Raw genomic sequence first — 9,313 nt, 5'->3', positions numbered from 1 at the left:
GTCCCGCCGTCCGGCGCGGCAGGGGAGCGGACGGGGCGCGGGGGCGCCCGTCCGCACGGCCGGGCCAGGCCACGGCGACCCGCGCGGCGGTGGGGGCTGAGCGGGCGGTGGCGCTCGCGTGGTTCGAGGCCGAGCGGCGCAACCTGGTCGCCGCCGTGCACCAGGCGGCCCGCCTCGGCCTGCACCGCACCTGCTGGGAGCTGGCGGACGCGCTGTTCGACTTCCAGGAGTTCCGCCGCTACAGCGAGGACAACATCGCCGTCCACCAGGCGGGCCTGCACGCCGCCCGCACGGAGGAGGACTGGGCCGCCGCCGCCGTCATGCTGCACAACCTGGCGGTGGCGCACTTCGAGGCGGGCGGCTCCGTCCAGGCGATCGGGTACGGGGAGGACGCGCGGCGCGCGTTCCGGACCGTCGAGCCGCCCGACCGGTACGGCGAGGCAGCCGCGCTCGCCACGCTCGCCGACGTGCACGTGGGACTCGGCCGCTACCTCACCGCGATCGAGCACGCGCGCCGGTCGCTCGACATCCACCGCGGGATGGACGACCGCGGCGGCCTCGCGAAGGACCACGACACGCTCGCCCGCGCCCGGCTCGGGCTCGGCGACTACGAGATCGCGCTCGACCACGCGGGGGAGGCGCTGAAGGTGCGCCGCCGGATCGGCGACCAGCCCGGGGTCGCGGAGACGCTGCTGACGCTCGCGCAGGTGCACCGCCGCCTCGGGAACGTCCACGAGGCGGTCTCGCACGCGCTGGAGGCGCTCTACATCCGCCAGGACATGGCGGACGGGCACGGCGCGGCCCAGGCGCTCACCGAACTGGCCCGGATGAACGCCGCGCTGGGACTGCGCGAGATGGCGCTGCGGGACGCCGAACAAGCACTGCGCACCTACCAGGCGTTGGGCGCCCGTCACGGGGAGGCGCGCGCGCTGACCACCCTGGGCATGCTGATGTGCGACGCCGCCCGGTACCCGGAGGCGTTCACCTACTGCGGGCAGGCGCTGCGCCTGCACCGCGACACCGGCGACCGGCACGGCGAAGCCGAGACCGTCGCGCAGATCGGCATCGTCCACTGGCGGCTCGGCCGCTACCGCGAGGCCCGCGAGCACCTGCTGCGCGCCCTGGAGATCCGCCGCGAGATCGGCGACCAGCACGGCGAGGCGCACGACCTGGAGCACCTGTCGGTGGTCATGCGCCGCCTCGGCCGCCCCCAGGAGGCGTTCGTCCTCGGCCTGGAGGCGCTCGACCTGTGGCACGGGCTCGGCGCGCAGAGCGGCCTGGCCGGGACCCTCGGCAGCCTCGCCCGCACCTACCTGAGGCTCGGCCTGCCCGAGGACGCCGAGCGCGCCGCCGCGCAGGCGCTGCGGATCAGGCGGGCCGGTGGCGACTGGTACGGCATGGGCGTCGGCATGGACACCTTCGCCGCCGTCCTGCGCCGCAGCGGGCGCCCCGAGGAGGCGCTGGAGATGGAGCTGGAGGCGCTGCGCGTCCTCGGCGAGGTCGGCGACCGGCACAGCGAGGCGACCGCCCTGGTCCACCTCGCCGCCATCCACCTGGACCTCGGCCGGGCCGCCGAGGCCCGCGCCACCGGGGCGCGGGCGCTGCGGGCCGCCACCGAGGTCGGCGACGCCCGCGAGCAGGCGTACGCGCTGCACGCCATGGCCCGCGCGTGCCGGCTGCTCGGCGAGCACGCGGACGCCTGCGAGCATTTCGAGGCCGAGATCGCGATCCGCCGCGACATGGACGATCATGGTGGCCGGCGGGCCGCGCTCGAGCTGCAGGCGCAGTCGCGGCGGGCGCTCGGCGACGAGGCCGGCGCGGCGGACTGCGCCCGGCGGATCGTGGCGCTGGACAAGTGGCTCGCCTCGGACAGGTCGCTTGACATGTGACGAACTACGCGGTCCATCGGCGTGCCGCCGCGTTCACTGGACACGGGCGCCCCGTGAGGCGAGGCCTCGCGGCGGGGAGCCCCGCCCGGTTCCGCGAGGAGGCGAGATGGCATCCGCACCGTTCTGGGACGCGCTGCCGGCGGCGGCGCGGGAGGCGCTGCGCCGCACCGGCGCCCCCGCCGTGATCCGGCCCGGGGCCTTCCTGACGCGCGAGCACACCCGCGCGTCGCAGGTCTTCGTGCTGCGCACCGGCGCGGTCAAGGTGTGGGCGGACCGGGACGGCGAGATCGCGATCCTCGACGTCCTCGGGCCCGGCGACCTCGTCGGCGAGCTGGAGGCGGCCGACGGCGGCGTCCGGCACGCCAGCGTCGAGGCGCTCACCCGCGTCGAGGCGCTGGTGCTGCCCGCCGACCGGTTCCGCGGCGTGCTGGACGCGCACCCCGGGTCTGCGTGGGCCGTCGCCGCGGTCGTCGCCGAGCGGCTCCGCGACGCCAACGAGCTGCGCATGGCGCACTTCCCCGACGAGGCCGAGCGGCGGCTCGCGAGTCGGCTGCTGCGGCTGGCCGCCCGGTTCGGGACGCCGCTGAAGGAGGAGCGCGCCGACGGCGTCGCCGCGCCGGACGACGCGGTCCGGATCGAGGTGCCGGTCTCCCAGCAGGACCTCGGCCGCTGGGCGGGGATGGGCCGCCGCAAGGTCGCGCAGCTCCTCGCCTCCGACCCGCTGCGCGGCGGCGTGACCGTCGCGCGCGGCACGATCACCGTCCGCTCGGTGGCCGTGCTGCGCCTCCTGGCGGGCGGGGACGACCCGGGTTAGCGGGAGCCCGGCGCGGTCAGAACCCGGATGGCCGGTGCGGCCACGGCGGCGGGACGGGCACCGGCCCGTCGGGGCGCAGCGTCACGCCCGCGCCGTCCGAGCGGCCGCTCAGCCAGCCGAGCAGCGCCCTCCCCGACCCGGACGCCTCCGGCCCGCCCGCCGTCCAGCCGAGGCCGGCGGACTCGCCCGAGTCGGTCGCGGTGATCCGGTACCCGGCCAGCTCGCCCCACTGCTCCGCTGGCAGCGCGGCGAGGTCGGTGAGCGTGCTGGTCAGCGCCCACCGCACGTACGGCTCGGGCCAGTCGGCGGGCCCGTACCCGGCGGCGAGGTCGGCGTGGTGCGCCTCCACCTCGTGCCAGCGGCGCAGCACCGTGTACCAGGCCGGGTGCTTCCAGCCCGCCATCGCCGCGACGGGAGCGTTCCACGCCTCGTCCGGCATCGTCCGGACCTGCTCGGCGAACCGCGCCGCCGTGGCCCGCACGTCGTCGGCCAGCTCTCGGGCGCTGCGGCCCGCGCCCGCCTCGATGTCGGCGACGCGGCTCTCCAGGCTCGGATACTGCGGGATCATCGTGCCGGTCCGTGCCCACTCCAGCAGGTTCCACAGCGAGTCCGCGTTGCGGGCGATGTGCGTCGCGACGTGCCCGCGGGTCCAGCCCGGCAGCGCCGACGGCGCCCGCAGCTCGTGCTCGGTGAGCCTGGCGACGCGCTCCGCCACCCGCTCCGCGCCCGCGTCCGCCTCGCCGATCGCCAGCCGCCAGGTCTCCACCGCGTCCCCCATGTCGGCACCCCCGTCTCCGTCGGAGGCTTCATCTTGACGCAGCCACCGCGCCCGCACCAGGCGGCCCGCTGCGCCCGGCCGCGCGTTTCTGCTCACTCCGGTGCCGTTCCGGTACCACAATGTGGATCATGGAATACCCCATCTGCGCCACCTGCGGCGTCCAGTACGGCGAGCCGCGCCCCGACTGCCCCATCTGCGAGGACGAGCGGCAGTACGTCGGCTGGGAGGGCCAGCGCTGGACGAGCCTGGAGGAGCTGCGCGCCGTCGGCCACCGCGGCCGCGTCGAGGAGGAAGGCCTGGACGTCGTCGGCATCGGCACCGAGCCGTCCATCGCCATCGGCCAGCGGGCGCTGCTGCTGCGCGCCCCCACCGGCAACGTCCTGTGGGACATGGTCACCCACATCGACGACCAGCTGATCCGCGAGGTCGACGACATGGGCGGCGTGAGCGCGATCGCGATCAGCCACCCGCACTACTACGGCACGATGATCGAGTGGGCGCACGCGTTCGACGCGCCCGTCTACATCCACGAGGCGGACCGCCGCTGGGTGGCCCGCCCCGACGCGTCGGTCGTCTTCTGGGAGGGCGACACCTTCGAGCTGGCCGACGGCCTCACGCTGATCAACGCGGGCGTCCACTTCGACGGCGGCCAGGTGCTGCACTGGCGGGACGCCCGCGCGCTGTTCTCCGGCGACATCCTCCAGGTCGTCAACGACCGGGACTGGGTCAGCTTCATGTACAGCTACCCGAACTACATCCCCGAGCGGCCCCGGACGGTCCGGCGGGCGCTGCGGCTGCTGGAGCCCTACGAGTTCGACCGCGTCTACGGCGCCTGGTGGCGGAAGATCGTCTACACCGACGGCAAGGACGCCGTGCGCCGCTCGGCGGACCGCTACCTGTCGTTCGCGCTGGACGACGAGTAGGCCGCGCGGCGGGTCACCCGGCGAGCGCCTCGGTGATCGCCGCGCGGTCCTGGTACTCGCGCCAGTGCACGATGCGCCCGTCCCGGGCCCGCAGGACGACGGCGAAGGCGGCCGACGCCCGCCGGCCGCCCGGCGCCGACGCCACGATCGCGTACTCTGCGACGATCACCTCGGGGTCGGCGGTCTCGTGGATCACGACGTCCCGGAACTCCTCGAAGGCGATGGGCAGCGCCTCGCGGCCCTGCCGGACCAGGGCCGCGACGGCCGCGCGGCCCTCGATCCGGCGGGCGTGGCCCGCCGGCGCGAACGGCATCTCGATCTCGACGTCCTCGGCGAGCATCTCCTCGTCGAACCCGCCCTCGCCCGCGAGGACGTTGTGCTGGAAGCGCGCGAACAGCTCGCGCGGTGTCTGGTCGGGCATGCGGCATCCCCTTCGGAGCGGACTAACATGAGTGGGAACTCACCTTGCAAAATATGAGTCACGACTCATCTTGTCAACGGACGGACGGATGACCCCGGACAAGCCCCTGCGCGCCGACGCCCGGCGCAACCGCGCCCGCATCCTCGCCGCCGCCGAGGAGGTGTTCACCGAGCACGGCGCCGCCGCCTCCACCGAGGAGGTCGCCGCCCGCGCGGGCGTGGCCATCGGCACCGTCTTCCGGCACTTCCCGACCAAGCGCGACCTGCTCGCGGCGATCATGAAGGAGCTCCGGCAGCGGCTCATCGACCGCGCCGCGGCCCTCGCCGCCGGCGGCGATCCCGGCACCGCCTTCTACGACTACGTCACGTTCCTCGTCGACAGCTCCGCGAACATCGGGCCCGTCGTCGGCCTGCTCGCCGAGGAGGGCACCGAGATCGAGCCCGGTGACCAGATCATGGCGCTCGCCGGCGCCTTCGGCGCCCTCCTGGAGGCCGGGCAGCGCGCCGGGACGGTCCGCGCCGACGCCCGCCTCGACGAGGTCATGGCCCTCGTCGCCGCCACCGGCCACGGCGCCGTCGCCGGCGGCTGGTCCGATGACCTGCGGCGCCGCACGGTCGCCCTGGTCAAGGACGCCCTCCGGCCCCGGTAGGCGGGTTGCGGTGGCGGGGGGCGTTCGAACACGTGTACGGTGCCAGAGTGCCGCCGGGACCGTCCGGGGACGGGCGGGGCGCGGCACGAAATGCGGCGGCGACCGCCGCTGTTAATGACTCGGGGGATTCTGTCGGACCCCCTGGCTAGCCTGGAGAGCGCCCGTCTCTCCCCATCACCGCGCCCAGAAGAGGAACCGGAAGTACGCCGTGCATGACCGACTCATCGTGCGTGGAGCACGCGAGCACAACCTGAAGGACGTCTCGCTCGACCTGCCGCGGGACGCCATGATCGTGTTCACCGGTCTGTCGGGGTCCGGGAAGTCCAGCCTGGCGTTCGACACGATCTTCGCCGAGGGGCAGCGCCGGTACGTCGAGTCGCTCTCGGCGTACGCCCGGCAGTTCCTAGGGCAGATGGACAAGCCCGACGTCGACTTCATCGAGGGCCTGTCCCCGGCGGTGTCGATCGACCAGAAGTCGACCAGCAAGAACCCCCGGTCGACGGTCGGGACGATCACCGAGGTCTACGACTACCTGCGGCTGCTCTACGCCCGGATCGGGCACCCGCACTGCCCCGAATGCGGCCGCCCGATCAGCCGGCAGGCGCCGCAGCAGATCGTCGACCGGGTGCTGGAACTGGAGGCCGGGACGCGGTTCCAGGTGCTGGCGCCGGTCATCCGCGGCCGCAAGGGCGAGTACCTCGAGCTGTTCCGCGAGCTGCAGTCCAAGGGCTACTCGCGGGCGCTGGTCGACGGCGCGATGATCCGGCTGGACGAGCCGCCGAAGCTGAAGAAGCAGGAGAAGCACGACATCTCCGTCGTGGTCGACCGGCTCTCGGTGAAGGACACCGCGCGGCAGCGGCTCGCCGACTCGGTGGAGACCGCGCTCGGCCTCGCGGGCGGGACGATCGTCCTCGACTTCGTCGACCTCCCCGAGGACGACGAGAACCGCACCCGGATGTACTCCGAGCACCTGTACTGCCCGTACGACGACCTGTCGTTCGAGGAGCTGGAGCCGCGGTCGTTCTCGTTCAACTCGCCCTACGGCGCCTGCCCCGACTGCACCGGTCTCGGCACCCGCATGGAGGTCGACCCCGAGCTGGTCATCCCCGACGGGGAGCTGACGCTCGGCGAGGGCGCGATCCAGCCGTGGTCGGGCGGGCACGTGAGCGACTACTTCCTGCGCCTGCTGTCCGCGCTGGGCGACGCCATGGGCTTCGACCTGAACACCCCGTGGGACAAGCTGCCCGCCAAGGCCCGCAAGGCGATCCTCAACGGGCACGAGACGCAGGTCCACGTCCGGTACAAGAACCGGTACGGCCGGACGCGCTCGTACTACACCGCCTACGAGGGCGTGATCCCCTACATCCAGCGGCGGCACGCCGAGTCCGAGAGCGACTCCAGCCGGGAGCGGTTCGAGGGCTACATGCGCGAGATCCCGTGCCCGACCTGCGAGGGCGCCCGGCTGAAGCCGGTCGTGCTGGCGGTCACCATGGGCGGGATGTCGATCGCCGAGGTCGCGGCCATGCCGATCGGCGAGGCCGCGAAGTTCCTGCTGGCGATGGAGCTGAACGAGCGCGAGAAGCACATCGCCGAGCGGGTGCTGAAGGAGATCAACGCCCGGCTCGGGTTCCTGCTGGACGTCGGGCTCGACTACCTCACGCTCGACCGCGCGTCCGCGACGCTCGCGGGCGGCGAGGCGCAGCGCATCCGGCTCGCGACGCAGATCGGGTCCGGCCTGGTCGGCGTGCTGTACGTGCTGGACGAGCCGTCGATCGGCCTGCACCAGCGCGACAACCACCGGCTGCTGGAGACGCTGATCCGGCTCCGCGACATGGGCAACACCCTGATCGTCGTCGAGCACGACGAGGACACCATCGCCGCGGCTGACTGGGTGGTCGACATCGGCCCGCGCGCCGGCGAGCACGGCGGCGAGATCGTGGTGTCCGGCACGGTCGACGAGCTGCTGAAGTCCGAGCGCTCGCTGACGGGCGCGTACCTGTCGGGCCGCCGGTCGATCGAGGTGCCGGAGATCCGCCGGCCGCGCACCCGGGGCCGCGAGGTCACGGTGAAGGGCGCGCAGCAGAACAACCTGCGCAACGTGGACGTGGCGTTCCCGCTCGGCGTGCTGACGGCGGTGACGGGGGTGTCCGGGTCCGGCAAGTCGACGCTGGTCAACGACATCCTGTACAACTCGCTGGCCAAGCAGCTGAACGGGGCGAAGACCGTCCCCGGCAAGCACAAGCGGGTCAACGGCGTCGACCAGCTCGACAAGGTCGTGCACGTCGACCAGTCGCCGATCGGGCGGACGCCGCGCTCCAACCCGGCGACCTACACCGGCGTGTTCGACCACATCCGCAAGCTGTTCGCGCAGACCACCGAGGCGAAGGTGCGCGGCTACCAGCCGGGCCGGTTCTCCTTCAACGTCAAGGGGGGCCGCTGCGAGAACTGCTCCGGCGACGGCACCATCAAGATCGAGATGAACTTCCTGCCGGACGTCTACGTCCCGTGCGAGGTGTGCCACGGCGCCCGCTACAACCGCGAGACGCTCGAGGTCCACTACAAGGGCAAGACGATCTCCGAGGTGCTCGACATGCCGATCGAGCAGGCCACCGAGTTCTTCGAGCCGATCAAGGCGATCCACCGGCACCTGAAGACGCTGAACGACGTCGGCCTCGGCTACGTCCGGCTGGGCCAGCCCGCGCCGACGCTGTCGGGCGGCGAGGCGCAGCGCGTCAAGCTGGCCGCCGAGCTGCAGAAGCGCTCCACCGGCCGGACGATCTACGTGCTGGACGAGCCGACCACCGGCCTGCACTTCGAGGACATCCGCAAGCTCCTCGGCGTGCTGAACGGCCTGGTCGACAAGGGCAACACGGTGATCGTGATCGAGCACAACCTGGACGTGATCAAGACCGCGGACTGGATCGTCGACATGGGCCCGGAAGGCGGGTCGCGCGGCGGCACCGTCGTCGCCACCGGCACCCCGGAGGACGTGGCGAAGGTCGAGGGCAGCCACACCGGCCAGTTCCTCGCCAAGATCCTCGGCTGACCCCGGGCCTTCCCGCCGGGGCCGAGCGCTCCGGCGGCCCGGCCCCGGGTTCGGCCGCGCCGGTGGGTCGGTGCGGGACGCGGCACGCCGTCCAGGATCATGGGGGCATGACCAACGAAGTGACGCCCGGAGCCCCGCACGACGACGCGGAGTCCGCCGGGACAGGGGGACTCGCCCGCCGGACCGTGCTGTACGGCGCGGGCGCCGCCGGCGCCGCGCTCCTCGCCGCGGGCTGCGCGACGAACCAGAACAAGGAGCCGAAGGACCTCAGCGGCAAGGAGGTCGCGAAGGCGGCCGACATCCCGGTGGGCGGCGGCAAGACCTTCGCCGACACCAAGGTGGTCGTGACGCAGCCGCAGCAGGGCGCGTTCAAGGCGTTCACCGCGATCTGCACGCACCAGGGCTGCCTGGTGAACAAGGTGGCCGGCGGCGTGATCAAGTGCCCCTGCCACGGCAGCGAATTCAAGATCACCGATGGTTCCGTCGCGCACGGCCCGGCGTCGCGGCCGCTGAAGGAGTACCCCGTGCAGGTGAAGAACGGCGGCATCGTCATCAGCTGATCGCCCGCCCGCCGGGCCCCCGGAGATCACCGTTTTTGGTTCGGATTTGAACCGACGCCGCTCCCGCTCCGTACTCCCTGGTGACGCAGGGAGATCGGGAACCGAGTTCAGCGGAGGGCGAGACGATGCCACAGCAGTCCGAGACGCGGGCGGACGCGACCGACGAGCGGGCCGAGCCCGCGGCCGTGGAGCCGCCGGCGGCCCCGGCGGGCGAGGGCGCGGCGCCGGCGGGC

At 73.3% G+C, this 9,313-nt stretch carries 8 protein-coding genes; 6 read left to right on the top strand and 2 right to left on the bottom strand.

Translation table 11 applies throughout. The features are described 5' to 3' along the window. Positions 1 to 1,889 (top strand): tetratricopeptide repeat protein (locus F9B16_RS46000; RefSeq protein WP_225992537.1); only part of this gene is annotated, 1,889 nt, incomplete at its 5' end. Positions 1,890 to 1,995: 106 nt separating this feature from the next. Then, positions 1,996 to 2,703: a Crp/Fnr family transcriptional regulator gene (locus tag F9B16_RS45995; protein WP_192809331.1), complete on the top strand. Its 708-nt coding sequence runs from the start codon at positions 1,996 to 1,998 to the stop codon at positions 2,701 to 2,703. Positions 2,704 to 2,719: 16 nt separating this feature from the next. Here the strand turns inward: F9B16_RS45995 and F9B16_RS45990 are convergent, their stop codons facing one another. Beyond that, on the bottom strand, positions 2,720 to 3,481 hold the full coding sequence (locus F9B16_RS45990) for a maleylpyruvate isomerase family mycothiol-dependent enzyme (protein ID WP_151546583.1): 762 nt from the start codon (positions 3,479 to 3,481) through the stop codon (positions 2,720 to 2,722). Positions 3,482 to 3,609: 128 nt separating this feature from the next. On the opposite strand from F9B16_RS45990, the gene F9B16_RS45985 reads away from it, so the two are divergent. After that, a complete protein-coding gene (locus F9B16_RS45985; RefSeq protein WP_151546582.1) occupies positions 3,610 to 4,404 on the top strand; it encodes an MBL fold metallo-hydrolase in 795 nt (264 codons plus the stop codon). Positions 4,405 to 4,417: 13 nt separating this feature from the next. On the opposite strand, the gene F9B16_RS45980 is transcribed toward F9B16_RS45985, so the two are convergent. Continuing rightward, positions 4,418 to 4,825, bottom strand: coding sequence for a nuclear transport factor 2 family protein (locus F9B16_RS45980; RefSeq protein WP_151546581.1), 408 nt, complete (start codon positions 4,823 to 4,825; stop codon positions 4,418 to 4,420). A gap of 88 nt (positions 4,826 to 4,913) precedes the next feature. Here F9B16_RS45980 and F9B16_RS45975 point away from each other — a divergent pair, with 88 nt between their 5' ends. From F9B16_RS45975 to F9B16_RS45965, 3 genes are all read left to right on the top strand, one after another. Continuing rightward, positions 4,914 to 5,474, top strand: coding sequence for a TetR/AcrR family transcriptional regulator (locus F9B16_RS45975; protein WP_151546580.1), 561 nt, complete (start codon positions 4,914 to 4,916; stop codon positions 5,472 to 5,474). Positions 5,475 to 5,682: 208 nt separating this feature from the next. Further along, on the top strand, positions 5,683 to 8,520 hold the full coding sequence (gene uvrA, locus F9B16_RS45970; RefSeq protein ID WP_151546579.1) for an excinuclease ABC subunit UvrA: 2,838 nt from the start codon (positions 5,683 to 5,685) through the stop codon (positions 8,518 to 8,520). A 107-nt stretch (positions 8,521 to 8,627) separates the two neighbouring features. Further along, positions 8,628 to 9,080, top strand: a complete 453-nt coding sequence (locus F9B16_RS45965; RefSeq protein WP_151546578.1) for a Rieske (2Fe-2S) protein — start codon at positions 8,628 to 8,630, stop codon at positions 9,078 to 9,080. Positions 9,081 to 9,313: the final 233 nt, after the last annotated feature.

The organism is Actinomadura montaniterrae (assembly GCF_008923365.1).
In the GTDB taxonomy this organism is placed as follows: Bacteria; Actinomycetota; Actinomycetes; order Streptosporangiales; family Streptosporangiaceae; genus Spirillospora; species Spirillospora montaniterrae.
This window is presented reverse-complemented; position numbering and strand designations above follow the sequence as displayed.

What these genes read in the sequence shown, in the direction of transcription:
- F9B16_RS45995 (WP_192809331.1), top strand. Translation starts at nt 1,996, where the DNA reads ATGGCATCCGCACCGTTCTGGGACGCGCTGCCGGCGGCGGCGCGGGAG.
- F9B16_RS45990 (WP_151546583.1), bottom strand. Translation starts at nt 3,481, where the DNA reads ATGGGGGACGCGGTGGAGACCTGGCGGCTGGCGATCGGCGAGGCGGAC.
- F9B16_RS45985 (WP_151546582.1), top strand. Translation starts at nt 3,610, where the DNA reads ATGGAATACCCCATCTGCGCCACCTGCGGCGTCCAGTACGGCGAGCCG.
- F9B16_RS45980 (WP_151546581.1), bottom strand. Translation starts at nt 4,825, where the DNA reads ATGCCCGACCAGACACCGCGCGAGCTGTTCGCGCGCTTCCAGCACAAC.
- F9B16_RS45975 (WP_151546580.1), top strand. Translation starts at nt 4,914, where the DNA reads ATGACCCCGGACAAGCCCCTGCGCGCCGACGCCCGGCGCAACCGCGCC.
- F9B16_RS45965 (WP_151546578.1), top strand. Translation starts at nt 8,628, where the DNA reads ATGACCAACGAAGTGACGCCCGGAGCCCCGCACGACGACGCGGAGTCC.